This window comes from Terrimonas ginsenosidimutans (assembly GCF_022012415.1).
In the GTDB taxonomy this organism is placed as follows: domain Bacteria; phylum Bacteroidota; class Bacteroidia; order Chitinophagales; family Chitinophagaceae; genus Terrimonas_A; species Terrimonas_A ginsenosidimutans.
The window spans coordinates 67,927-90,340 of the sequence record NZ_JAKLTR010000015.1; the positions used below are offsets into that span (position 1 = coordinate 67,927).

The 22,414-nt window shown below is 44.1% G+C and carries 23 protein-coding genes; 5 read left to right on the top strand and 18 right to left on the bottom strand.

The annotated features are described in order from the left end of the window. The first annotated feature begins 182 nt into the window (after positions 1-182). Positions 183-560 (top strand): DUF3574 domain-containing protein, encoded by a 378-nt coding sequence (locus LZZ85_RS20810; protein WP_237875290.1) that lies wholly within the window; start codon positions 183-185, stop codon positions 558-560. Between the two features lie 102 nt (positions 561-662). Here the strand turns inward: LZZ85_RS20810 and LZZ85_RS20815 are convergent, their stop codons facing one another. Then, the gene (locus tag LZZ85_RS20815) at positions 663-1,892 is read right to left on the bottom strand and encodes a multidrug effflux MFS transporter (RefSeq protein ID WP_237875291.1); all 1,230 of its coding nucleotides are present in this window, start codon (positions 1,890-1,892) and stop codon (positions 663-665) included. A 144-nt stretch (positions 1,893-2,036) separates the two neighbouring features. Then, positions 2,037-3,287 (bottom strand): hypothetical protein, encoded by a 1,251-nt coding sequence (locus LZZ85_RS20820; protein ID WP_237875292.1) that lies wholly within the window; start codon positions 3,285-3,287, stop codon positions 2,037-2,039. Between the two features lie 501 nt (positions 3,288-3,788). Between LZZ85_RS20820 and LZZ85_RS20825 the strand changes: the two genes are divergently transcribed. Both LZZ85_RS20825 and LZZ85_RS20830 read left to right on the top strand, forming a co-directional pair. Beyond that, positions 3,789-4,502, top strand: a complete 714-nt coding sequence (locus tag LZZ85_RS20825) for an SMI1/KNR4 family protein (protein WP_237875293.1) — start codon at positions 3,789-3,791, stop codon at positions 4,500-4,502. 280 nt (positions 4,503-4,782) lie between these two features. After that, a complete protein-coding gene (locus LZZ85_RS20830; RefSeq protein WP_237875294.1) occupies positions 4,783-5,862 on the top strand; it encodes an acyltransferase family protein in 1,080 nt (359 codons plus the stop codon). A 353-nt stretch (positions 5,863-6,215) separates the two neighbouring features. Here LZZ85_RS20830 and LZZ85_RS20835 read toward each other — a convergent pair whose 3' ends face one another. The 7 genes from LZZ85_RS20835 to LZZ85_RS20865 form a co-directional block, all read right to left on the bottom strand. After that, complete coding sequence (locus LZZ85_RS20835; protein ID WP_237875295.1) at positions 6,216-6,947, bottom strand: glycoside hydrolase family 25 domain-containing protein; 732 nt, start codon at positions 6,945-6,947, stop codon at positions 6,216-6,218. Between the two features lie 105 nt (positions 6,948-7,052). Next, positions 7,053-7,916 (bottom strand): alpha/beta hydrolase family protein, encoded by an 864-nt coding sequence (locus LZZ85_RS20840; protein WP_237875296.1) that lies wholly within the window; start codon positions 7,914-7,916, stop codon positions 7,053-7,055. 169 nt (positions 7,917-8,085) lie between these two features. Continuing rightward, positions 8,086-9,132 carry an alpha/beta fold hydrolase gene (locus LZZ85_RS20845; protein WP_237875297.1) on the bottom strand — a complete coding sequence of 349 codons (1,047 nt, stop codon included), beginning with the start codon at positions 9,130-9,132 and terminating at the stop codon, positions 8,086-8,088. A gap of 146 nt (positions 9,133-9,278) precedes the next feature. Beyond that, positions 9,279-9,638: a nuclear transport factor 2 family protein gene (locus LZZ85_RS20850; RefSeq protein ID WP_237875298.1), complete on the bottom strand. Its 360-nt coding sequence runs from the start codon at positions 9,636-9,638 to the stop codon at positions 9,279-9,281. Positions 9,639-9,692: 54 nt separating this feature from the next. Next, positions 9,693-10,367 carry a hydrolase gene (locus LZZ85_RS20855; protein WP_237875299.1) on the bottom strand — a complete coding sequence of 225 codons (675 nt, stop codon included), beginning with the start codon at positions 10,365-10,367 and terminating at the stop codon, positions 9,693-9,695. A gap of 147 nt (positions 10,368-10,514) precedes the next feature. Further along, positions 10,515-11,099 (bottom strand): Crp/Fnr family transcriptional regulator, encoded by a 585-nt coding sequence (locus LZZ85_RS20860; RefSeq protein WP_237875300.1) that lies wholly within the window; start codon positions 11,097-11,099, stop codon positions 10,515-10,517. A gap of 1 nt (position 11,100) precedes the next feature. Further along, positions 11,101-11,985 carry a pirin family protein gene (locus tag LZZ85_RS20865; RefSeq protein WP_237875301.1) on the bottom strand — a complete coding sequence of 295 codons (885 nt, stop codon included), beginning with the start codon at positions 11,983-11,985 and terminating at the stop codon, positions 11,101-11,103. A 229-nt stretch (positions 11,986-12,214) separates the two neighbouring features. On the opposite strand from LZZ85_RS20865, the gene LZZ85_RS20870 reads away from it, so the two are divergent. Continuing rightward, positions 12,215-12,982, top strand: coding sequence for a hypothetical protein (locus LZZ85_RS20870; protein ID WP_237875302.1), 768 nt, complete (start codon positions 12,215-12,217; stop codon positions 12,980-12,982). 107 nt (positions 12,983-13,089) lie between these two features. On the opposite strand, the gene LZZ85_RS20875 is transcribed toward LZZ85_RS20870, so the two are convergent. Next, entirely contained in the window at positions 13,090-13,842 is a 753-nt protein-coding gene (locus LZZ85_RS20875) for a PIG-L deacetylase family protein (protein WP_237875303.1), read from the bottom strand. 69 nt (positions 13,843-13,911) lie between these two features. Between LZZ85_RS20875 and LZZ85_RS20880 the strand changes: the two genes are divergently transcribed. Then, positions 13,912-14,070, top strand: coding sequence for a hypothetical protein (locus tag LZZ85_RS20880; protein ID WP_237875304.1), 159 nt, complete (start codon positions 13,912-13,914; stop codon positions 14,068-14,070). Positions 14,071-14,130: 60 nt separating this feature from the next. Here the strand turns inward: LZZ85_RS20880 and LZZ85_RS20885 are convergent, their stop codons facing one another. From LZZ85_RS20885 to LZZ85_RS20920, 8 genes are all read right to left on the bottom strand, one after another. After that, positions 14,131-14,664, bottom strand: a complete 534-nt coding sequence (locus LZZ85_RS20885) for a hypothetical protein (protein WP_237875305.1) — start codon at positions 14,662-14,664, stop codon at positions 14,131-14,133. Between the two features lie 8 nt (positions 14,665-14,672). Then, positions 14,673-14,996 (bottom strand): hypothetical protein, encoded by a 324-nt coding sequence (locus tag LZZ85_RS20890; RefSeq protein WP_237875306.1) that lies wholly within the window; start codon positions 14,994-14,996, stop codon positions 14,673-14,675. Between the two features lie 666 nt (positions 14,997-15,662). Continuing rightward, positions 15,663-16,718 (bottom strand): hypothetical protein, encoded by a 1,056-nt coding sequence (locus LZZ85_RS20895; protein ID WP_237875307.1) that lies wholly within the window; start codon positions 16,716-16,718, stop codon positions 15,663-15,665. A gap of 23 nt (positions 16,719-16,741) precedes the next feature. Continuing rightward, positions 16,742-18,235 (bottom strand): hypothetical protein, encoded by a 1,494-nt coding sequence (locus LZZ85_RS20900; protein ID WP_237875308.1) that lies wholly within the window; start codon positions 18,233-18,235, stop codon positions 16,742-16,744. Between the two features lie 27 nt (positions 18,236-18,262). Continuing rightward, on the bottom strand, positions 18,263-18,988 hold the full coding sequence (locus LZZ85_RS20905) for a hypothetical protein (RefSeq protein ID WP_237875309.1): 726 nt from the start codon (positions 18,986-18,988) through the stop codon (positions 18,263-18,265). A 10-nt stretch (positions 18,989-18,998) separates the two neighbouring features. Then, complete coding sequence (locus LZZ85_RS20910; RefSeq protein ID WP_237875310.1) at positions 18,999-19,331, bottom strand: hypothetical protein; 333 nt, start codon at positions 19,329-19,331, stop codon at positions 18,999-19,001. Between the two features lie 2 nt (positions 19,332-19,333). Continuing rightward, the gene (locus LZZ85_RS20915) at positions 19,334-20,854 is read right to left on the bottom strand and encodes a hypothetical protein (protein WP_237875311.1); all 1,521 of its coding nucleotides are present in this window, start codon (positions 20,852-20,854) and stop codon (positions 19,334-19,336) included. A 678-nt stretch (positions 20,855-21,532) separates the two neighbouring features. Beyond that, positions 21,533-22,006, bottom strand: coding sequence for an MlaD family protein (locus tag LZZ85_RS20920; protein ID WP_237875312.1), 474 nt, complete (start codon positions 22,004-22,006; stop codon positions 21,533-21,535). Positions 22,007-22,414 lie beyond the last annotated feature (408 nt).

Genomic DNA, 22,414 nt, shown 5'->3' on the forward strand with positions numbered 1-22,414 from the left:
GGTCAGTTGAAATAAGTTCAATCCAATTGCGGCACCTGGTCAACGGTCCCCTGTATGCTGCCAATGACTAAATAACCATTGCCTGAATGGTCTGCTGCGCGCAACTTTGCTCCCGGTTCTAATTATTCAAAGGCTGCGGCACCTTGTGCACGTAGTCTTGCTTCACCCGCAATATAATTCTCATGTTGATCAGGATTATTGTATGCTGCATGATCTTTTGTTCCTGCAGCTCTTCCAAACAGGTAGAGACAAAGCTCTACTTCGGTCAGTTTAAGCTGGACGGAGGCACCGTCTCCGAAAAGGAATGGAACGAATTTATAGCAAATTATGTAAGCAAAGTATTTCCCGGAGGAAGTACGGTTGAGAATGCTTCCGGGAACTGGTATGATACAGCCATGCACAAACTGGTAGTAGAGCCGTCAAAGGTTATTACAACGGTTAATATGCCTTCAGCCAGACTGGATCAACAGATAGACAGCCTGGGGTACTGGTATAAAAAACTCTTCCAGCAGCAATCAGTGTTGCGGGTGGATAGAAAGGTGAATGCGAAACTGTTCTGACCACGGGTATTAAATGCCGGTAAGTTCTGTAGCAGATTGATGGCCGATGACCGATGGCCGATAGATGATGGATCACGGATGATGGACGATGGCCTTCTATCATCAATGACCTGCCACCACTGAATCTCCTGTTACGCCGGTGAACTTCCCTCTGTTGATACGTGTGCTGATCAAAAATACCAGGTATGCGATAACAGCGGTGATGCACATCACGGCGGCCAATGGTACTGCTGACAGACTGTCAAACAAGCTTACGCTGGTTGAGATCAATGCGCCAATACCCAACTGCAAGGCGCCGAACAATGACGATGCAGTACCTGCATTTTTAGAGAATGGAGCCAGTGTTAAAGCAGCTGCGTTAGGGTTCGTCATACCTAAGCAGGAAAGAAACAAAAAGATCATTACGATCGTTCCCCAAAAACCCAGCACACCCAATACAGAACCGGTCAGGAACAGTATACCCACAATTGCCTGTGCAGGCAATGATACTTTCACGATCTGCTCGCTGGTAAAACGTCGCAGCAACAATGTGTTCACCTGGCTGGAACCTATAAAACCAACAGATAGTCCTGCGAAGATCCAGCCATATACTTTATCGTTCACACCAAACACTTCCATGAATACCAATGGAGAGCCCGCCACATAGGCGAACAATCCAGAGAAGGCAAATGCACCTGTTAAAGTGTAAGTATAAAACTGCGGAACTTTCAACACGTTCATAAATCCGGTTATGATCGGCTTGGGCTTCAATGATAAATTCGGATCAGGCTTATAACTATTAGGCAGTACGAAAACAACGCCCAGCATAATCACCACCGCCATGCACGCAAGTATTACAAACACCCATTGCCAACCCGGACCGGCGGTTACATAGCCTCCAATGGCTGGCGCCACCATTGGCGACGCACCCACCACCAGCATCAGGAGGGCAAACACTTTTGCATTGTCCTTCACCGGGAACAGATCCCGTACCATCGCCATGGAAGCAACCGCAGCGGCGCAGCTCCCGAGCGCCTGGATGATCCTTAAAATGATCAGCGCATTCAACGAAGTGGCCATCGCGCAGCCGATAGAAGCAATAATATAAAAACTAAGGCCGAACAACAGGGGTTTGCGGCGACCGAATTTGTCGAGCAATGGGCCGTATAAAAGCTGGCCGGCTGCCAGACCGATGAAAAAACTTGACAGAGATAAGGCCACCCCGGCTACGTCCGTATCAAGATCTTTTGCGATCGCGGGAAAACCGGGAAGATACATGTCGATAGAAAATGGCCCCAGAGCAGTAAGAGTTCCTAATACCAGGATCAGCGAGATATAGCGTTTTCTTCCCATGATAGAGTTGATGATTGTAGGTAGACGATAACAATGATGTGCGAGGTAAGTTTGAAAAGCTGGAAATTATATTACAATTGAGTCGTGCCGGGCTATTACCTGCCCGTCTTTTCTTTGCAAAGACCTGCTTGCGTAAGCGTTCATTTACCAGATAAGCGGCTGCTTTTCTGTTTTCCAGAAAATGATCCTGAATTCTTCGTAGTGATCTCCTGTGCCAATTACATGCTCGTCCCTTTTTCCAGCATCGAGCTTTAGCTTATGAATAATTCCAGCATAAGAAGCGACCCACAAAGTTTTCCCGTCTTCAGAAATTGACATCCCACTTATAGTCGAACCCAGAAAGTAACGCCAAAGATTCCTGCCATCTTTGCTAAATGCTTTTACATAGCCTCCAGCATCCCCCAAAATATAATAATCAGTTGTTGCCACTGCCGCGTACACCCGGCATCCCTCATCGATCACTGTATATCTGTCATCTTCAGTATACGGTTCGATTTTTAAGCCATGAATGTCAGCAGTAGGCACACCAATTGTAATGCCGTTATAGAAATGACATGAATTTAGAATAACCTGCCCACTGTCCTTGGAAAACAGGGCATAATGCGGATAGGACGATTGAGGACCGATTTCAGCAATTTCAACCCCATCTGAATTTAAAATTCGGTGTTCGGAATTCTGGTCACCTACAGCTATAAGGTTATTGTCAAAAGATAACGCCGCATGTTCCATATCAATATCCGACGTCCATTCCTCATCCTCCGGATCTGGAACCGGGTGAATCATAGAGCTTCCCGCTAACCCGAGTAAATAAATCCCTTCCGAAGAAATAAGTAAAACGGAAAGTCCGTCATTGAAAGGTATCATTTGTTTAATGGACAACGATTTATCTTCCGGTAGTTGAAATTCAGCTATTACCTCACCTCTCCACCCCTTATAAGTAGTAATCTTTTTAGCTTCAGCAACTGCGAATACTTCATTTTGATGTGACTTGCCAATGGACTCAATGTGACCCGATAACTTTTCAACAGTTTTACCTGTTAAAACATACGCTTGCCTCTGTTCATAAGAGGTTCCTACAACAAAGGCAATTGAATCATCGCTGATAACACACAAACTTTCAATACTCTGGCCCTGTTCTTCGAGGATGCTGATAAATGGAGCATGTGCAGGCGAAAACATATCTCTGAATTCATCATTTTTCCCGGTTATGTTCGCTTCCCGCAAGAGTGAAAGTACCTGTGATGCAAGATGGTCTCTGTTATCAGACGGCTCTTTTCCTTTCCAGTTTTCCCAACCATGGGTTTCGCCGAATTCAACCATTTCGTTTATGTCATTGGCAAACGATTTTCCCAGATTATCCCATTCTTTTCTAAGCTGCTCAAAACTGACCGGCATTGTTCGATATTGAAATGATAAATTTAATTTTTGTCTCAATAGAAAACTTCTTCTATAACAGCTTCTATGTTTTCCGCTGGAAGTAGCAATCTACAAAATTTGAGAGGCTGAAGATACAGTGAACCATCATCAACTCCAGTACAAGTAGCTAACATTTTCTGCTGATCTTTGCTCAGATCAACTTATCGTGCAGGTCAATTCACGAACAGTAAAGTTATCGAACAGCATTCCTCTCCTTTCCGGCATAAATCCAATCTTTCAAAATACTTTTCTAAAGTCATGGTTATCAAAACAAATGAATTTTAAGTCCCGTTTCCGGAAAAGCAAAGGTGTAGAAAGCTAAATGTTGCTCATTGGGGTTGAAAGGTAAATTAGTAATAGCGAATGATAAACGGGATCACAAGATCGGAACGGCGAAGAATTTAATCTCCTATTGAAGACCATCCGCATCAAGCTCCCGCCAGTTTGCCCCAATGTTATCTTATTCCTATATTAGCAATCATGAACGAACAGGTCAACAGGATAAAAGGCAAACTCAAGCAGCTTAAACAATTAGATAATATCAATAGTTTGTTCGGCGCACAGAAACACCGCTACAAGATCAATCCTCCTATTTCATCAAATACAATCCAGCAGTTTGAGGCTACCCACCAGGTTAAACTACCGGACGACTATATTACATTTCTAACAGAGATCGGCAATGGTGGCGCAGGACCATATTACGGGCTCGAGCCACTGCAAAATTCCATATACGCAGATCTTGATTACCCAACGCAGGATTTCTTGCTGAATCCCGGTAAACCTTTCGTACACACAGAGCCCTGGAATCTAACATTTGAACCTTCGGTTGACGAAGATGAATACGAAGAGGAATATGAAAATGAACAGGCCGCATTTGAAGAAAAATATTTTAACATTGAACACATGAACGGAGTCGTGGCTATTTGCAATTTCGGATGTGCGATTAGCCTGAATCTGGTCGTCAATGGTGCGGAGTATGGGAATATCTGGACAGATGATAGAGCGAGCGATCAGGGAATTTATCCATCTTATGAGCTTGGAAACAAAGAAAAGATAACATTTCTTAACTGGTATGAATTGTGGCTTGATAATTCTCTAAAAGAAATCAGAACGAAGCTATCCTTGCCGGAGAAGGCAGGGGAAACAGCCTTAAAACAAATCGCGAAGCCTAAACCATGGTGGAAGATCTGGTAACAAACATATATTGTTAATACCCTCGCATAGAAGTTGATTTCAATGAGAGTTTAATAATAAGTAACGGACTTCCTGATCAAGAACACTTCCCAAGTATGATCACTCGCTTTCTCCACTGATCATGCTCAAGCGACAATTCAAAAACCTATTTCAAATGTTCAGGGTTAGTTTGAATTTGCTTTCTGCTTCTGGCCCGGAAAACAATCCAAGATGCGTATCTTAGCTTCTCTATGGCTACTTAAAAACTACCAATCATTTTTTCACCTTCACCATTATTCAATTGTCAACGGAAGAAAAAATATCCCCCGACCTCTTAAGATCCAAACAACATTTCGACATTCTCGACGGCTTAAGAGGCGTTGCCGCTCTCGCTGTGGTCATCTTCCATTTTATGGAATGGGTGTTCACCGATCCGGCGAAGAACTTCATCGGTCACGGTTTTTTAGCGGTAGATTTTTTCTTCTGCCTTTCAGGATTTGTCATTGGCTATGCGTATGACAACCGCATCGGGAAGATGGGTGTAAAAGAATTTTTCAAATCAAGGCTGATCAGGTTGCACCCGCTGGTGGCACTGGGCGCTGTACTAGGCTTGCTTGGATTTTTCCTCGACCCTTTTACACCAGGCACCGGTCATGACGCCGGTAAGCTTGCATTGCTGCTTGTCAGCGCGTTCTTGCTGATCCCTCTTCCCATAATGGAAGAACGTTTCTTCAACAACTTTGCATTCAACGCACCGGCCTGGTCGCTTTTCTGGGAATATGTCGCTAACCTGGTCTATGCGTTCGTTCTTTATAAAGTAGGGCGTCGTTCGCTGACTTTACTCACCATTCTGGCAGCTGCGGGTATTCTCTTCGTCAGCTATCGCGCGGGCAATCTACTGGGCGGATGGTCGAAGGATAATTTCTTTGATGGAGGTGTTCGTGTAGCATATTCCTTTTTAGCCGGCCTTCTGATCTACCGTTCGAATTGGATCATTAAGAATAAACTCGGATTCGTTGGCCTGTCGGTTTTGCTATTCCTCGCCTTTATCATGCCGTCGTCTAAATGGAACTGGCTGACCGAAGCATTGATCGTCCTCTTTTATTTTCCGCTGCTTGTTTCGTTGGGAGCAGGATCGATCCTTTCCTCACAATGGAAAAAAGTTTGCCGTTTTGCCGGCAATATCTCCTACCCTCTTTATATGACACATTATGCATTCATCTGGATTTTTGGAAATTATCTTTCGACCAGAAAGCCCGCTGCTGATGAATTGACGATCGTCATTATCGCAGGTGTTATTTTCCTGGTGATCTTCGCTTATGGTGCGATGGTCCTGTATGACATTCCTGTCAGGCGATACCTTGCTAAAAAAAGACGTTAAGAAGTAAGCCAGGGCTGATCAGCAGGCATTCATCACGAAAGCAAATTTTACAAGCCGATAGCAAGGATCGGTCCTCAGGAGATATTTTTTGAACTGACCTGCGCAGGTTCCCGCTGATTACGCAGATTCTACCAGTCTTTTCAAGGATCTGCCTTTTGTAATCCACCTGCGGGTAATTGACAACTCAGATTACGCCGATGACCTCCATCAATCTTAAGCTCATCAGCGTATCTGCGTTGCGAATGAAATCAAAATACGGGGTAATCAGGCAATCTCAGGCTGAGTAAGCCCAATCTGCGTTATGGGCGGGAACCTACGCAGGTCCGATCAAGCAACTGTCCAAACGGTAGCTCTTAAGGCCGCGGAGAGCCCTCCCTCAACCACGTTGCAAAGATCTCGGAGATCTTCCATTCTTTACCCGCATACAATTGTGGATGACCTCTGATATAGTCGAGAAAGGTACTAAGCTCCTTCACCGTACCTGCCTTCATCACATCAAAGATCAACTTGCCCTGATCCAGGCCAGTCTTGATCTTCACGTTCATCGAAGGATCATTCTTCAGGAAATAGTCCGCTGTGAATTTAACATCCCGGATCATTGAATCCATAGCTGCACGTTCATTGCTTTCTGTCCAGGAATTAAAGATCGTAGCCAGATCGTAAACAGGTTTGCCATATACATCTGTGAGGGTAATAGAAAGAGCAGCAATCCTTACAAGACGTTCAAGAAATACCGTTGGCTTCGGTACCGTCACATAGAGAAGATCCCCCGGCTTCGGCTGAGCTCCACTTGCTTTAACGTTGATAGCAAAGTAATAATAATTCTCTTTTATCAATTGACACCGGCCTACACCAATCTCATCGGGTCTGGTAATGCCGGGTTCATATGCCGACTTCAATAACCCTACTTGTTTATCAATGATCAACCCGCTTTGATCGACATACACCTGAACCAGCTTAAAGCTGTCATTGAGGTCAACAATATAATCGGTAATGGGAAATGCCCTGGCCAACTTATCAGTTGAAGATTGGGAAAATACTGCCAACGGGAAAAGCAGCATCAGCGAAACCAGATATTTACCCATAAGGAGATTTTAATTTTCAAAATAGCGCTTTCCTGTGGAAGCTGCAATCCCCCCTTATAGGTATATCATGCGTACAGTGTATGGGGCACAGGCCGCTGGCCCTTACTACTTTCTTTCCAGGAAGTCAATGACCTTATTCGCCAGCGATGCCCGTTTATTACTAAAACTGTGATCTGTATCCCATACCTGGTAGTCAAAAAATAGAGGGTTGCTATTCTTTACCGAATTGGCCAGTTCCTTATTCCGCTGATCTTCATCCAGCATTATTATTTGTTTGCCCTTGTAACTGGCTGGATTTGCCGCAAGATCAAAAAAAGGAAGGTTCTTCCAGGCTGTGAAGAGTATGTCAAACGTCCGGGTCGTCAGCATGGGATAACTTTCAAAATACTCCGGATGTTCCTTTCCAAGCGTTACAAATTGTTGCTCTGTACTGACTGTTTTCAGATTAATATGAAAATTGGCGGTTGACAGCGCAAACACTTTTTTAACCTGCGGAAGTTTTTCCATAGCCCTCAGACTCGCCCACGCGCCCATACTATGACCCAGTAGAACGATCCGGGAGGTATCGATCTTTAGGGAGTCCTGGTACCTGTTGCAATAAGCAACGGCATTCACAAGATCTTCCACGCAATTTTCGAAACCAAACACTCCGGGGCTTCCCCATGAACCGCGATAGTTGAAGTAAAGGACATTCCATCCACGTGCGCGGACCAGTTGGGCCAGATCGAGGTTTCGCTCATTTCCGGGAAGGCCATGCGCAAGGATCAGCGTGGGATGCTTCTCCTTTCCATTCGGCATATACATAAGCGCCGACAGTAAGTTACCGGCGGAGGGGATGGTTAGTTCAGCCATCCCGGCTGGATTTTCCTTATCAAGGGCAAAATCCTTAAGAACGATATTGTCTGTTTGTGCGATACTTTCATAACCTGCAAAAAGCAGGGTTGATAAAAAGAAGATTATTACTCTCATTGTCATACCAGGAGGTTTAGTTTAATCGTTTCCGACCGTATCCAGGCATATCACAACCTGGAATGCCCTTACCCCTATTTCAGATGTTGGGAATAGAAATATAGGCCATTCCCCCCGGATCCAGGCCGAAACATTGGCCGCATAACAAAACCTTTCAGCGAGAATGATTTTACTTTCCAGGTTGAACCTCACCAAGGATCCTGATGATCACTTTTTGAAGATCCTCCGGTTCATCTTTATGTATCTGGTGACCGGATTTTTCAAATACAAACAACGCTTTCCCCGGCGCTTTGAGTTTCCCGAAGTATTCGGTCGTTATCTTAGTGGAGGTCTGAATATCGTTTTTACCAACGAAAAAATAAACCGGACAGTCAACAGTTTTTAAAGACAATGGCAAGTCAATCTTCATTACGTCATTCCAGGCTGGTGACCATGTTTTTGACCATTGCAGAAAACCGATTTTGAATTCGTCGGTTGTAACATATTTTTTCCCTTCTTTATAAAAAAGCCATTTTCTTAAATAAAACAGGTCTTCGTCCATTTTGAAAGGAATATTCACGCTCGCCAGCTCTTTGCTGGCAACAGGATCTTCTTTAAAATGAATCCGCAGTGTCTTGAGTAATTTTTTTTCACTCGCCAGTTGGCTGATCACAGGATTTACGGCAAAGTAAGCATGCAGGAGTTCAGGGTGATTTCTGACCATGTAAAACCCCAGCACATTTCCCCAGGAACTTCCCAACAGGTATATCTTTTCCTGCTTTAGTTCTTTTGTCAGAAAACTGATCACTTCATAAGTATCCTTTTCCATTAATGCTACTGAAGGTTGCACGGACGATGGGTTCAATTCCAGTGTTTTTCCGGCATCTCTCTGATCCCACTGAACAATCGTGAATTTATCCTTTAACATGTTGGTAAAAGGCTCCGCGTTTTTCATCATCGAGCTTCCGGGACCACCGGACAGGAAAAGAAGTACCGGGTTGTTTGCATCAGCCGTTTTGATCTCTATCACTTGTTTTATCCCGCCAATTTCGGGTGTTAGAACTGTGTCAATTTTCAAGGGTTGTACATCACGTAAAAAGTCTTTCTGAATGGATACATTGCCTGCGAAAGACCCGGGACTTATACTTGTATTCTCTCCTTTACCCATTTGTAACGAGGCCTGTGCCAGACAGCATACAGAAAACATTACCTGAAAAAAAACGCTGTTCTTACGCATGACTTCTTTACTCCAATTTGATGTGAAAAATCTTTTGCGGGACAGGTAAAGATAAGGCTTCATCTGCTGGCCGGAATTAGAGGTGCAAAAAAAAGAGAGATGCGGATCATCTCTCTTTTTAACATATTTACCCGGGTCATTGCTATCTACCCATTTCTATCCATAAAAACATATAACTTTTCAACCTTCCCATCCTGCAACAGGAAAAAATCAATGCCAGTCATCGGTGGCTGATCTTTTTTCAGTTGTATATACCAATGGAACCGGACGCCATCCTGCACCTGCTCCATCGGGCGGGCGGCCGTAAATACAAAATCAGGATCCTCGCTTTGTATCTTTCCAATAAAGTCTGATATCTCAGACAAGCCGTGAAAGACTACATGCGGATCATACATCGTAATAGCAGGTGCGTAGACCTCAGCCATCAGCGCATCACGCTTCAGACGGTCACGTTCATTCCAAATGGCGAGATGTGTTTCCTGCAATGTTGTTATTAAAATAGACATGGGATCAATTAACAAAATGAAAAATCAGATAGATCAAAAGAAAAGCAATATCAGTTACATTCCGGCAACAGGCCCGGAGGGAACCGGGGTATTGAGCAACTGTTGCTCCCATACATAGCTGGTACCGACATTTCCAGAATGGGCGACCATCACGTCCGCCAACCCCGCGGCAGTGCCCATACGCGCCCAGTCGCGCTGCAATTCCCCGCCAAACACTCCCGTGGTAATAGGTGTTACACCTGCCTGAACCATCCGGCGTACCGCCATTTCATGCGCTTCAATACTTGCACCACCAGACGCATCTGTCACGGCATAGACTTCGTATCCTTCACCCGCCGCCTGTATCGCGGGAAAAGCAAGACAGATCTCTGTCCATAAAGCAGCGATCACAATTTTCTTTTTCCCCTGTGCCTTTACCCATTTTATAACATTCTCGTCTTCCCAGGTATTGATAAAGGTGCGGTTGATCGGCTTTTGATCCGGAAACAGCTCCTGTAACTGCTGAATGATATAACCACCCCGTTCTTCAATAACAGTCGTCAATAAGGTTGGCACGTTGAATATTTTTGCAGTTTTAGCCAGTGCCACCACATTATTGATCACGCTTTGAGAATCGTGACTGCGCAAACCCGCGAATTGAAAAGGCTGATGATCGATCAGGATCAGTACGCAATTATCGGGCGTGAGAAGGGCTCCAAGACCAGCTTTAGGATTGTTGTTAAGAGACATGGGATGTGTGTTTGATTTTAGTTGATCAGATTGACCACACAAAAATGTCTTGCAACGGTGGGCTGGCAAATGAGCTGGAACAAGTAATCGGGATGATATAGATCAAGTGAAAGGAGACCAGTCTCAAACCTGATGCTGGAAAGGAATCTATTTTGCCTGGATCTGTTTCCGGATCCGGCTCAGTGTCTCAGGTGTAAGGCCAAGATAAGATGCCACCATGTTCTGTGGGAGGCGTTGCAGGAACTGGGGATAGGTATTCATCAGGTGCAGTACTTTTTCTTCCGCTGTATAGCTGATAGATGACTCGATCCGTTTTTGTGTAGCGAAGTAATGCCGTTCATCCAGAACCAGGGAAAGGCAGGTCATAGCCGGGGACGCATGGCGGAGCCGGGTAAGCGCTTCGTTTGTGATGATCAGGAGGTCACAATCTTCGATCGCGTCAATATTATAGCGGGAAGGAGTGAGCATGGTAAAGCTTTCCCGATCGCTCATCCACCAGCCTTCCAGACCGAAACGGACGACATGTTCATTTCCCTTTTCGTCGATGGAATAAAGCCGCATCGCGCCTTTGACAACGAAGGACATATACTTGCAAACAGTCCCTTCATGGAGAAGGAACTGTTTTCTACGCAACTTTTTTTCGGTGAAGCTGTTCCGGATGAGCTGGACCTCCTCTTCCGGAAGAGCGGATGCTGTCATTTGTTCTATGTACTGTCTTAATATATCAAACATATCATGTGGTCTGTGTGATGGTATAATCGATCTCACCGTATTTCCCCTGGAAAAAATCACGGTAAGCATCTGCTATCTCATTCCGGCTGTTCATGACGAACGGGCCTTCCGCAACGATCGGCTCCATATAGGGGCGTCCTCCAAAAAGCAGAAGATCTACAGGATCCACATTCGGGTTTTCCAGCCCGATCGTGACGGGGTGATTGCCAAATATAGCAATTTTACTTTCGGACACAGATTCTCCATTCACCATCACTTCTGCAGCCGGAACAAATGCGGCATATTCTATCCCCTGTTTCGCTGGCAGACTGAACCTGGACCGTGGCGATAGCCGCAAATGATAAACGAACTCCTCCGAAAATGTCCGAACCGGAGACCTTGTATCTCCGCAAACGCCGAGTAATATCTTCAACTCACCAGCACCTTCAGGAAGCGTCACCACGGGTATGTCCTGAGATTGAAGCGACATATAAGCGGGTTCTTTCGCTTTTACGGCTGCGGGAAGATTGATCCAGCATTGCAGTGAATGAAAGAGGGGTCCTGACGTTTCGTCGGCAAAGGGCTGTTCATCATGAATGATCCCGTTCCCGGCGTTCATCCATTGAATGCCACCTGCACTGATCGTGTTACGATTACCCCGGCTGTCGTAATGCGTCAGTTTACCACTCAGCACATAGCTGAACGTCGCGATCCCACGATGGGGATGGGCAAGATCACCGGTAGGTATCGTTTCTCCAACTGTCTTTAATTGCATGGGATAAATATGATCAAGAAAAACGACCGGGCCGACCGCATCAACAGGTTTCCCTGGTAACAAGCGATTAACCAGGAACTCGCCAACCTGTGCATTCACGCCACCATAGATTTGCAGATCTGACTGTTTCATAGTATTCTTTTAGTAGTGAAGTTCGAAAGACGCTAAAAGAACCTGAATATTACAGATCATGGCTTTGCGTTGATCTATATCAACGCATGACCATCGGCCATCGATCAAAGGTACCAGGCACTCCCCTGAACAGGTGATACCTCCGGCCCAAAATCTCATCTTTTCAGGCGATAGCCTGGATATTCTTTTCCTGATACATTTACTTTCTCTGATCACAAAAAATAAACAAATGAAAAGAATAGTTCTGCTATCTACCCTGCTTGCACTGGCAACGGTCACTGTGATGGCTCAGCAAACCACCCGACCCACTGTAGTGAAGCCGACAGCAGTTAAAAACACACCGGCGCCTGTATTGAAAGCGCCTGAACCTTCGAAAGGTATTGTTACTACGCCGCCGCCGCCTTCTACCCCAACGAATCCACCTCCCGCACCGGCACCAGCTCCGGCTCAGAGCTCAACTGTGGTGGAATACAAATTAACAAAAGTGAGAGTCAGGATCACTACGGGGCGTGACAACAAAGAAAGCCCATCAGAGGTTTACACAAAATTCTCGCTGCCTGAACAATACGCCTCTTCTTATTGTGCATTTGCGCAGTGGAACATGCAAAATGAAATGCCGGTGAATGATTATATCGAAGTAGGACTGAACAAACATGCCAATGCAAATCTGTCACTGATCTCAACCAAGCTCACCATGAGTAACCCGGAGCAGTTAAAAACAGGCGGAAAAGATATTTTATTATCCGATATACAAAAGTATGGTGGCAGGTTAATGATCAAGTACTATCCACATCTTTTTACAGATGCATGGCGGATTGAAAATGTGACATTGATGCTGGAGTTCAGAGATAAGAATGATAATCTGCATCCGGTACATGGCAGTAAAACACTTTCCTTTGCCAATGCAAAGACGTTTTTAAATGCCGGGAATGAACGGTATTTGATCTGTGAGGTGGGAACAGATCTGAGTGCGATGGTGTCTTATACAAAGAACTAAAAGGATTAACGGATCATATACAGGCATAACTTTCTCTGCTAAAGGGAAGTCAACATTCATGATTGAATGCTGGCTTTCCTTTACCGTCTGTAATAAGGCAGCTCTTTTTAAAAATCATTTCTTATGCCTTTTTTCACCTCAAATTTCCTGAAGTAAATGGTGTTTGACCTATCCTTTAACTTATTTGCGGCTTCCTGTGTCAATTCCGCGGCAGTATACTGAGTTACATAGCAATTCAACGCCTCTATTGCTTTCTTTTCATCTTCTGATGTAAAGCTGATCTTTACATTGAAATATTGCTCGTCCGTATAACTTCCGTCGTCAACAGATACGATCCCTTTTTTCCAGGCAAAATGGTATAAGGGATATTTGTCCACCCAGCCTTCAGCTAGCAGCAATTCCGTTACAGCAGCGCCTACGACGATGTGTTCGGAATGATGTGTATCGCCATCAGGTCCGGCAGTGATAATGATGTCCGGATTGATAGCCGGTATTCTCGCTTTTAAAGAATCCCGGAATCGCTGGTGTTCCTTAAAATACTTACCCACGCCGATCTTTGTATCCAGCCTTTCAATACCGAAGAATATCGGAGGTTCTGCGCCCAATATTTCACAGCCGCATGCTGACTCTGCCTTTCTCAGCATTCCCAAAGAATCACCGGCGGGGATCTTTGTAACCCTTGTACCGTCTTTGCCGTCTGTAGCAATGATCACAAAAACCTTATTACCCGATCTTGCATATTTATGCAGCACTTCACTGATCGCTGTTTCATCATCCGGATGTGCTCCCACAAAAAGGATCGTTCTGTTGTTCTGCGCTTTTTGTGCACCAGCAATGAGGGCAACAAAAAGCAGGAACATTAAAAAGAAGCAATTACGTAGCATGGTATTATCGCAGGATCTCATAAACAAAAGTCAATTGCTGAATTTATGCGATTAAGAGGAGTTATCAAAAGCATTGTTTCAACCGGGATCGCATTAGGTCACTTTTTCTGCTTTTCTTTCCAGCCACTGGCGACAACCAGTCACCAGGAAGGCAGGCGTGCCAGGCAGGGTGGGAACATTCAAAACCTGGAGATAAAGATCTGACTGCACAAAAAAACGGCGCAAAAAGCGCCGCCTGGTATTATTCATCCTGAACTGATTGAATTACATGGACAAAACCTTTCCGGGAACCCGCAGGCCCTCTTCTGTTGAAACCACTTTGACCATAACCTTTTGAAGCCCTTTAGGGATCAGGTCGATTTCCGTCTGCGAGAGTGGTTGAAGCAGCTCAATGAATTCATCTTCGGAATCGTAGTATCCGAACTGCAGGATCCATCTGTTATCAGACAGCAGGCGGAGTGACATCTCCGTATCCTTGTCATAGTCATGCACTTTTGTAGTTGCCCATAGTCCATCATCTTCATCTTCAAAGTAAACTTCCACAGAATCTTTGCTGACTACTTCTTTTACTATTTTCTCCACCAGGGAGCCTGGCTGTTTTTTTACCAGGTCTTCGTATTTCGTATTGTTTGCCATAGATATCGCAAAGATAAGTATGCTCCGGGAAAAGAAAATAGCTCCGGGACGGTCAGCCCTACGGCTACTCCCATTATCGCTTTGCTCCTTGCCCTTCTCCGATCCGGCAGAGGGTACTGTCCATTGATTGTTCTGGTGGCGGGGTAGGAATGCAATGGTCATCAACCCGGCTATTGGCCAATTTCATCCGTGCCGATCATTCGCAGCAGGTCTTCCACACTTTCTTTCAATGCAGATGAACCTTCATCAAAGAGGAGATCCTTTGTTTTTTTTGAAGCCTTATTATCATTTGACTTTTTAATGGTGGCCCTTATCGGATCCAGCGATTCAAAGAATGGTATCACCTGTTTTTCAAAACGGGCGTCGGCTTCTATGTCTTTTAGCAGATCTTCATACGAATCCAGAATGCTATAGATCTCTTTCACATTGTCTGCGGTATGCCGCCGTGGAATGCGGTCAAATAATTCGGTTATCTTTCCTTTGATCTCACTCATTTGAAAGTGAATATATTACAAATGCGGGAAGTAAGGGTGAAGAAATTTTACCGTGAGTGGGGGCGAAATTGCCTGATCGCAGGTCCTGACCGTATCCACATTAAATATTCAGGCCATTTTATTAAAGCAAGTCGTCAGTCACCCTACTCTATTATCTCGTCAGGTCATTTTACACTCATGGTGTTCGAATTAGTAAGGTGATTCATCGCGAAAGAAAAAGTCACAATTTTGAATGCGCCGGGGCATGAACGCAGATATGCCTGGAATAACCGGTGGGTTTCTACACTAACCCTGAAGAATTCTGCACCAATACCATGAAACTGATAAATTGCCAATCCATTTGCGGATTTAGCTTTTTCTGCAAATGCGATCAACTGTTGAAGAGCCGTACCTTCCTCCTCCACTGCTGAACATTCATGCGACTGATCGCACCGAAAGACTACCCGTATCCTGTCTTAAACGCATAAAGTCAACATCAAAACTCTTTCTTTTGAATTTTTAATGTTGACCTTCAGTCGCCGAAATGAGACCCTTTTTGGGTCAGCATAACCTTAACATGATAACGGTCTTGCCGGCAATCAGAAAACGAATGAAGGTCGAGTCAGAGCCATATAGGTCTTAGTGCCGCCGCCCCGGCTCTTGTTCACAATATTATTGCATGGATATTTACTTCCGTTTCTGCTTAACTCTATTCTTTTTCGGCTCAGGCTTTTTTGCCTGGTCAGTGGTTGCCGGTGGAGTGGGTGCTTTCGGATCAGGGAAAAAGAAAAGCTTCGATTCAACTGTTTCTGTATAATTATTATCACTTAACACTAACCAGCCATTTTGAAATCGCAATAATCCTTCCCAGTTGTCCGGGCAATTGTCAAAAGCAAGACTTCCCACAAGTTCGAATTTTCCTTTTTTTTCCGTGAATGAGATGAGTTCTGAATAACAGTCATCAACATCCTTAAAAATGCTATTGAGACCGACGAGTACGCCTCCATTGTTAGTCATTTCCGAAAGCCTGCTTTCGTTGGGATATATATCAGATTTCTTTGTCGCTTTCAACACTGGTAACCGTCCGGTTTCAATGACCTTTAATTCGCTATTAAGTTTATGATACAGCGTGCCCGTCTGTTCGGAAAATTCAAACACAGCCATCAAAGTGGAATCATTCAGGGCAACGAGACTCTCAAAACCCTGATCGCCTTTCCGCCCGGTATTGGATTTCCTGATCGGGCGCGTTTTATCAAAAACCAGTTTCTGACGACCATTGAGACTGTACTCAAGGTGTGCCATTGCGACATAACATTTATCACTTTCCTCTGCATCTGTCTCCAGTGCAAAGTAAAACAGATCCCGAACAATTGCTGTTGCTTCTATGCCATCATAATTAACTTTCGATCTTATAAAATAATCGAACGACGCCATCTCCACTTCAATGGAATCCACTTTTATCTCATAGTCTTCATCCGCTATCGCTTTACTGACTTCATCCATTGTGGTGTAGTACATGGAATGCGTTAATGGCTGAGCGAGAGTTTCCGTGCGACCGGCTTTCATTGCAGGCACCATTAGTATTCTGTTTCCCCACCATGTCATACTGGAAAACTCATAGGCTTTTTTGCTCGTTGATATAGAGGAGGGAAGTCTGACGCTACGCGGAGCGATCAATTGCCCATAAACTGTGTGGGTAATTGATAAAACAACAAAAAAAAGCATCACGTATTTTTTTTTCATACCTGTTATTTTAAAAATTCAGTCTAGTCACCCAAACTGGAGAGAAGTTTTTCAATCAAGCTGGCAATTAAGGGAGAAGTTGTCAGCAGGATCGCTGAAATGCCTTCCCAAAAAGATTTAAATATTTTTTTCGTGTTGGAATCCCTTTCATCTTCATAATCCTTTTGCTCTTTCGTCAACCTGAGCTGATTAAACTGAAGACGTACCGGGACATAAAAAACCAGCAACAGGACAGAATGAAGCAAGCCATTCAGATAAACAAGATTGTTATCAAAGAAGTTTTTTCCTGACAACTCCCGGTAAAACCTGAAGATCTCAAGATCATTTATTGCACTGAACATAACACCCATCCATAATACGAAAATACTTAGTATAATCGCACTGATCAGAAATGCCAGATCAAATGCTTTGCGAAGTGCCAGGTATTTTTCCTGTAACGCTTGATCTTCAGAAAGCCTTGCACCTCGGGAAAACTCGTTCAGCAACTGAAGCTTGTTTGCCAGGAATAGATAAACGCCAAAACATAAAACTGTTACACCATAACCAAAGAACGCATACCATGTCAGGCGGCCTGAAAAACCATCGAGAAAATACTGGTCTCCTATTATCTGAACATCTATGATCTGGTTATATACCAAAATAACGAACAGCAGGATGACCAATAAAGGAATTATTGTCATCAGGAACCCATTCTTCAAATTGTAAGGAAACACTTCCATAATATTGTTGGTGGATCTCGCGATACCTACCAGGATCGGGATAAGAATGAACCACATCATGATCTGAGCAAGGGCAAGGAAAAACCAGAGACCAAAAGCTGAATTCCTGGAAAAGAAATCCATCAGACCGGAGACTTTATTTTCCTGTCCACACGAGCCAACTTTAAGACGCATAGTATCCAGCAGGCCCGTATCAAGTAATGGAAACCGTTGATAAATCTTTACCAGAATGCCACTGTCTGCGGACGCTTTGAATCCTTTGTTATCCGGATCGATTAAAGAGTTGCGGATCGAATCACGGTCAATGGAAAAGTATTGCTTGAAGAAAGCCATTGATGTGTCCACATTGAGATAGTTCAGCGAGTCAAGTGAACCGTGAAGATCAGCAAGGTAATCCTTAACAACCTTAATTGAGTCGCCATACAACTGTGCTGAGTCTGGTTTTTGAGCCCGCGTTGTTTGAGTAGCCGTTGTCAAATTTCTGGTTGCTGGCTCTGGCACAGGCCTGATCTTTTTCCTCCGGTCGATCAAAGACTCAAGCTTTTTATTCAGGAGTGTAATTCGAATGCGCTGAATAGAATCGACAATTGCCCTTTTGTTCTCCAGGCAAAGATCATGATACCGGGCACTGGTATTACATCCTTTGCCGTTCAGTATCAATATTCCAATCAGAAATCCCGCCAACGCAAAGAAGATCGGAATATTTACTGCCCAATTGCCTTTCCAGGTGTATTGTATCTCTGGCGAAGGAGTTTCATTTCCATTACCGGGTGGGTTGGGGATGGTATTGTCGGGCATAAAATTTAATTCTGTTTATGAGAATAGTTAATTGATGCGGATCATAACAGTTCTGGAGATGGAATCGCCGGTAGCTGCGCCAGCTTTGGCAGTAATATTGAACCGGCCGGTGACCTTAAAGGGATTCGTCAGAGCGATTGTTGCTGATTGGCCGTCCGAAAAAGTGAAAGCCGGATACATCAGGTTGATCGTTGTGTCCAAAGGCACTACAGTAAACAGGACCTTTATTGGGTCGGAAGGCTTTCCTCGCTGAGGATCTCTGAATAGCCTACTGGTCAACTGAAAACTGGCTGCAGTGTCTGCTTCATACTTATCTGGTGACACAAGCATATCATCGGGCATCGCTGGTCTGAAATTTACCATGGTATCCCGTGCATATCTATCCATGACCGATACTCTTATTTTTGCATTTCCGGGACTGTCACTAATAAGGTTGGCCCTAACCACTCCATCTGAATTGGCTGTTATAGTTTGAACAGTATCTCCATTGGTAAATGTGCCAAGGCTGGTAAAAAATTTGACCACCCTGTTGGCAGCGGATGCCCGGGAATCTATCTTAACAGTGATCGTGCATGGTGATACACTGTCAGCTTCTGGTTCCATAGGTCCAACTGCCTGAAATTTTATCACATCATCAATCGGCACACCATGCTCAGTTCCCACATCATACGAATCGTCTTCTTTCTCGCATGAAATACCAGTGATGAGCAGAGATGATGCAAATATCGCGTATGTCAAAACGGAGGATCGCATAGTTACTATTTTAAGGCCTGTATTCAATGAAAGTGCTAAGTGTGGAAACCGCGCCTGCCTTATCCTTTAGCCGCAGCTGGAACTTAACCTGTTTTTTGCTCGTTACATCTGCATTGCCGATGATAACACCCTCAAAAGCCAGTTCATTTTCCCCCTCATCAATCGTCATGTCCCATTCCGGCGTATCGATTTCGATATCGAGTGCGCTGACTACGGTCATTTTTGCCTTGACAGGATTATTATTCGTAGAATTAAGTGTGGCATTGATGTGTATTTCCAACTCGTTGCTTCCTTTTGTTATAAAGGCCGGAACTATCGAAAAAGAATTAAGATGAATAGCCATTATTATGGTGTTTGTTGTTTGAATATTGCATTACCAATTCCATTAAGGAGAGACTGTACCCTCACGTCGATCGAAATGGACAGGAATGGTGTCCCTTTGAATGAATACCTGTTGGCATCATGAAGAGGGTTTTTGGGTTGACTGTAATACAGATAAAATCCCGAATTTATCTTCAGCCATTGCCATAGTTTAAACCCGCTGCCGAGAATCAACGCCTGATTGCCAATTAATCCTTTACGTACACTGTCTTTGGCGATGCCGTCTACAGAGATCCCGATCAGAAATGAAATTCGCGAACGCAGTATCGGCCCAAGTCCTTTGTATTGGCGTAATGGAATGGAATCATTTAGCGGAGCTAGTGATATTTGGGCACCGACATACGGGTTCACCCGTCCAATTCCCCATACATAAGCGAGCCCAAGATCGGACCGGATGAATTCGCCTGCCTGTTTTAAAAATTGCTTCGGAAATGTATTCGATTGAACACGGCCCTTTGAAATATGCTCTACCAGGATCTTCTCTACCATCACTGTCAGAATCTGCTCCTTGTTTGCTATCACCCCGTCTAAATGTTTCATTAACGCTTCCATGGCTGTTTTTAACGTAGTTGCTGCGGGCGTAGAATTGAATACATTTTTTGCAGCCGTGATCTGACTGCGTAAGTTCCGGTATGCAACATCTCCTTTTTTGATATTGTACCAATCTGTATTCAACAGACGCTGATAGACTTTGAATAGTGTCTGCTGGTAGTCGGGCAATTGATTCATAGTAACCCCATCAGTTTCCACCGTGGCATCTATGTCCGTTATTTGTGATCTTATATTGTCCAGACCTATGAATAGTAATGCGAGCAATGAATCCAGCTCAACAGGAGTGAAATCGTAATCCGGACCTGCGTTTTTAACAATACGGGTAACAACAGCATTCAGATCGTTGGAGAGCGCATCAACGTTATCCACTGTTTTCTTCGTATCGGAGATATACTCCCTCGCAAATTTGTTGATGAATTGTTTTATTTGCAGATCAGCTCTGAATTCCTTTGCGAAACGCTCTTTTTCGGCCGTCGAAATAGGATTTTTTTGGTAGGTGGTGATCTCAATGAAATACCCGGCACTTGGCTTTAAGGTAATCAATGATTGCATGTATGCCGTCGAGTCTGCAAAATCCGTGTATTTCACTATTGAGTCAGGCCTCATAATGATTGTTCCGGGCTGACTTAACACTAAGCCATTTGTTAGCTGAACAGATGCTGTAACTTTCTTTCCTTTCCCGAGCTTTGTTGTATCAGCGCCTGCTCGCAACAGAGTCCGGTAGTTGGTAATACTCGTTTCATAAATCCTGACCACTATTGCGCTGACCCTTCCCGTATCAATATGCGTGAACTTTATTGTAAAAGGACGGTCGAATGGAAGTTCACCGAATAAGGTATCCGGTCTGTGAAAATTATATTCTACCTGGGCGCTTATTTCAGCCCGGCACAATACCTGAATCAACGTCAGGAAAACGATGCATTTTTTTTTCATTCGTCAGTTTTTGACTGTCTTGTATTTGGCACGGATCTGTTCAGTGCGTCTCGCCGCATGAACTCGGATTTTGCAAGGGGGGATATAAGCAATACCCGCTCCCCATCGAAGGGGCCAACGAGATAAGCCTGAAAAAAAAAGAAACTACCCAATTGAGAAGAGTAACTGAAAGCTGCTTACAGAACGTAAGGTACAATTAAGCATGAGCCTTGTGAACCGTCTTTTCACGGTATTTGCAGGGCGAAAAAACGGGAGTCTGTCCATTGGCCTCGATCCGGCAGCTATTCAAAGACATCGTCCGTTTGAAATATCAGCCTTTGATGAACTGTTCCGATCTGGTGATTCGATCCTTGTATCACCACCATAAACCGCATACAATGTTCAAAGGATCGCAACGATTCATCACATGAACTTGCTTCATGTGGGACAACAGATCATTAATATCTGATCGAAGGATCTATCCACGCAGTGCCTTGCCTGTTCGCCCCCGGTGTCTACCTGATATACGATTCCGGCCAAATAGGCCTTATAAACATCAAGCTGAAACCAGCCGACACAGATATGATCTGTGATCATGTTCCTGCGGCAGCAAAACCATATCTTACCTGTTTTTTAATCGCAAGTACAACGCAAAAAAGTCCGACTTAAAAGCCGGACTTTTTTACCATGAGGGTCTCATCATTTCATTGTATCCCTGAGTGTTCTAACAATCGATCCGACCTCTCTTATTGCCTCTAAAATCTTTGCTTTGGTAATTGAGTCCAAAATTATCGGTCTACCCGGTTGTTGGACTTCATCCTTGTTGTGTATAACAATAGTATCTCCCGATTGATAGACTTCCTTCGAATATGAGAACTTAACCTCAATATCTGCTTTTGGATCGAGGATGTTTGATAACACAACTTTAAACGCCGAATTTCGGGGGATGGGATGCTTAGGATCGATCCTAACTGTGACAAGCGCTGCCTGATCTTTTAAACCTAATTCGGTCACTGTTCCGATCTTAACACCGCTGGATTTAATGATGGTACCTGACCTAATGCCTTCCGCATCGTCAAGGAGTAAATAAAGCTCATCTTTCTCTTTGCATCCATTACCTAAAGCCATAATTGCAACTATATAAATTGCTACCCGGCTTGAGAATTTAGCCATTTTATTTTTTGTTATCCTATTCTGACTGGTGTGCATACTCTACTATAATTACGCATTCACTGTATGATAAATGCTCTTATCATAAGACCATTGTCGTATTTCTTTTTTGTGATCGTGCCGTTTTTACCCAATTTCTCATGATATAATGTTTCGAATGATAGAGTTCTCTTTCATTTAGAGCATCCGCGCGACCTTACAAAGCATTATTATATTCTTTTACAATTCCAAATACGTCAATTTAGTGTGTGGTCATGTACCGAAGCAGCTGAATTGCGTTTTTGCAGTTCTGGTAATTACATATGGTACTTTATTCCCGAATTGGCCAGACTCTTCTATTCCACCTCTCAGTAGTGATCCGTATTCAATTCCTGTGATGTAAACTTAATTTCCTTCTGCAGATCTCAAAAA

Coding starts and splice junctions, on each gene's coding strand:
- LZZ85_RS20815 (WP_237875291.1), bottom strand. CDS start 1,892: ATGGGAAGAAAACGCTATATCTCGCTGATCCTGGTATTAGGAACTCTT.
- LZZ85_RS20870 (WP_237875302.1), top strand. CDS start 12,215: ATGAAAAGAATAGTTCTGCTATCTACCCTGCTTGCACTGGCAACGGTC.
- LZZ85_RS20820 (WP_237875292.1), bottom strand. CDS start 3,287: ATGCCGGTCAGTTTTGAGCAGCTTAGAAAAGAATGGGATAATCTGGGA.
- LZZ85_RS20840 (WP_237875296.1), bottom strand. CDS start 7,916: ATGAGAGTAATAATCTTCTTTTTATCAACCCTGCTTTTTGCAGGTTAT.
- LZZ85_RS20905 (WP_237875309.1), bottom strand. CDS start 18,988: ATGCGATCCTCCGTTTTGACATACGCGATATTTGCATCATCTCTGCTC.
- LZZ85_RS20825 (WP_237875293.1), top strand. CDS start 3,789: ATGAACGAACAGGTCAACAGGATAAAAGGCAAACTCAAGCAGCTTAAA.
- LZZ85_RS20895 (WP_237875307.1), bottom strand. CDS start 16,718: ATGAAAAAAAAATACGTGATGCTTTTTTTTGTTGTTTTATCAATTACC.
- LZZ85_RS20875 (WP_237875303.1), bottom strand. CDS start 13,842: ATGTTCCTGCTTTTTGTTGCCCTCATTGCTGGTGCACAAAAAGCGCAG.
- LZZ85_RS20865 (WP_237875301.1), bottom strand. CDS start 11,985: ATGAAACAGTCAGATCTGCAAATCTATGGTGGCGTGAATGCACAGGTT.
- LZZ85_RS20855 (WP_237875299.1), bottom strand. CDS start 10,367: ATGTCTCTTAACAACAATCCTAAAGCTGGTCTTGGAGCCCTTCTCACG.
- LZZ85_RS20915 (WP_237875311.1), bottom strand. CDS start 20,854: ATGAAAAAAAAATGCATCGTTTTCCTGACGTTGATTCAGGTATTGTGC.
- LZZ85_RS20910 (WP_237875310.1), bottom strand. CDS start 19,331: ATGGCTATTCATCTTAATTCTTTTTCGATAGTTCCGGCCTTTATAACA.
- LZZ85_RS20845 (WP_237875297.1), bottom strand. CDS start 9,132: ATGCGTAAGAACAGCGTTTTTTTTCAGGTAATGTTTTCTGTATGCTGT.
- LZZ85_RS20900 (WP_237875308.1), bottom strand. CDS start 18,235: ATGCCCGACAATACCATCCCCAACCCACCCGGTAATGGAAATGAAACT.
- LZZ85_RS20890 (WP_237875306.1), bottom strand. CDS start 14,996: ATGAGTGAGATCAAAGGAAAGATAACCGAATTATTTGACCGCATTCCA.
- LZZ85_RS20920 (WP_237875312.1), bottom strand. CDS start 22,006: ATGGCTAAATTCTCAAGCCGGGTAGCAATTTATATAGTTGCAATTATG.
- LZZ85_RS20835 (WP_237875295.1), bottom strand. CDS start 6,947: ATGGGTAAATATCTGGTTTCGCTGATGCTGCTTTTCCCGTTGGCAGTA.
- LZZ85_RS20880 (WP_237875304.1), top strand. CDS start 13,912: ATGCGATTAAGAGGAGTTATCAAAAGCATTGTTTCAACCGGGATCGCA.
- LZZ85_RS20850 (WP_237875298.1), bottom strand. CDS start 9,638: ATGTCTATTTTAATAACAACATTGCAGGAAACACATCTCGCCATTTGG.
- LZZ85_RS20810 (WP_237875290.1), top strand. CDS start 183: ATGTTGATCAGGATTATTGTATGCTGCATGATCTTTTGTTCCTGCAGC.
- LZZ85_RS20860 (WP_237875300.1), bottom strand. CDS start 11,099: ATGTTTGATATATTAAGACAGTACATAGAACAAATGACAGCATCCGCT.
- LZZ85_RS20885 (WP_237875305.1), bottom strand. CDS start 14,664: ATGACCATTGCATTCCTACCCCGCCACCAGAACAATCAATGGACAGTA.